The sequence below is a fragment of the Roseateles sp. genome, assembly GCF_049240545.1.
Classification (GTDB): domain Bacteria; phylum Pseudomonadota; class Gammaproteobacteria; order Burkholderiales; family Burkholderiaceae_C; genus Paucibacter_A.
Window position 1 is genome coordinate 4028 of the sequence record NZ_JBMLSK010000043.1, and the last position, 1818, is coordinate 5845.

1 protein-coding gene is annotated in these 1818 nt (G+C 66.6%); it reads left to right on the plus strand.

Going from position 1 to position 1818, the window contains the following annotated elements; translation table 11 throughout:
• A partial coding sequence (locus ACOVRJ_RS02415) for an ATP-binding cassette domain-containing protein (RefSeq protein ID WP_422042312.1) occupies window positions 1-1818 on the plus strand: 1818 nt, incomplete at both ends.

Sequence of the window (1818 nt, forward strand, 5' to 3'; positions counted from 1 at the left end):
GGCGCCATCGACGTGCCGGCGCTGGACGACATCCATCTAAGCATCCAGGCCGGGGAGTTTGTGGCCGTCATCGGCCAGTCGGGCTCGGGCAAGAGCACGCTGATGAATGTGCTGGGCTGTCTGGACAACCCGACCGTCGGCCAGTTCCTCATCGACGGGCAAGACGCCAGCCAGCTCGGCCCCGATGAACTGGCCGGCCTGCGCCGCGAGCGCTTTGGCTTCATCTTCCAGCGCTACCACCTGCTGCCGCATATGGATGCGCGCGGCAACGCGGCCCTGCCGGCTGTCTACGCCGGCTCCAGCAGCAAGGCCAGACGCGAACGCGCCGAGGCCCTGTTGACCCGCCTGGGCCTGGGCGAGCGCATGCACCACAAGCCGAATGAGCTGTCGGGCGGGCAGCAGCAGCGCGTCTCCATCGCCCGCTCGCTGATGAACGGCGGCCAGATCATCCTGGCCGACGAGCCCACCGGCGCGCTCGACTCGCAAAGCGGCACCGAGATGCTGGCCTTGTTGCGCGAGCTGAACGAGCGCGGCCACACCATCATCTTGGTCACCCACGATGCCCATGTGGCGGCGCATGCCCGCCGCATCATCGAGCTGCGCGATGGCAAGGTGCTGAAGGACAGCGGCACGCCCAGCGACCATGTAGCACCCAGCAGCTTCAACGGCGAGACCGCCGCCCTGCCGCGCAGCAGCTGGTGGGGCCGCCAGCAAATGCAGTGGCGTGAAGCGCTGCAGTCGGCCGGGCAGTCTTTGCAAGGCAATCGCCTGCGCACCGCGCTGTCCATGCTGGGCATCAGCATCGGTATTGCGGCGGTGGTGTCCATCCTGGCGCTGACCAGTGCGGCGCGCGGCAGCATTGAAAAAGACGTGGGCAGCTTTTTGTCGGGCCGCATCCCGGTCTTCAAGGGCAATCCGGCCCTGCCGCCCGGCACCCAGGCCAAGTCCTTCTTGCCCAGCGAGATTGAGGCGATCCGGGCCCTGCCTGGCGTCAAAGCCGTGACGGTGGAACGCGAAGCGCAACTCACCGCCCGCCAGGGCAGCCGCGACGCCATGGTGACGGCCTTGGGCGCCGAGCCGCAGACGCTGGCCGCCCGCAAGCTCAAGCTGGTGGAGGGGCGCTATCTGAACGCCATGGATTACGCCAACTCCAGCCTGGTGGCGGTGATCGATGACAAGGCGCGCAAATCATTGTTCAAGCCCGGCGAGACCGCCCTGGGCCGCACCGTTCTGCTAACCCCGCAACCCGGTGGCATGGAGGGCATTGGGCTCACGCCGCCTGCTGTGGGCATCGCCTTGCCGGTGACCATCGTCGGCGTCGTCGGCCAGGACACCGGCGGGGCGGTCAACTTTGGCGCTTGGCTGGGCCAGATCTTGATCCCACACACCACCTTTGGCCGCAAGCTCGATGTGCGCGTGGACGCCGACCGCTTCAATGTGCTGCTGGACTTCAGCCTGCCGCCGGAAGAGGTGCAAAAGCAGCTGACTTACCGGCTCAAGGCCTTGCACGGCATCGAAGACTTTGAGTCTTGGAATGCCGCCGAGGAATTCAAAAAGTTCCAGCAGATCACCGGGGCGATGGCGCTCTTGTTTGCCGGCGTCGGCGCGATTTCGCTGCTGGTCGGCGGGGTCGGGGTGATGAACATCATGCTGGTCTCGGTCAGCGAGCGCACCCGCGAGATCGGCATTCGCATGGCCGTTGGGGCGCGGCAGGCCGATGTGCGCTTGCAGTTCTTGGTCGAAGCGGTGGTGCTGTGCTGCTTGGGCGGTCTGGTCGGGGTGGCCTTGAGCTGGCTGGGGGCGCAAGGCATCAATGCG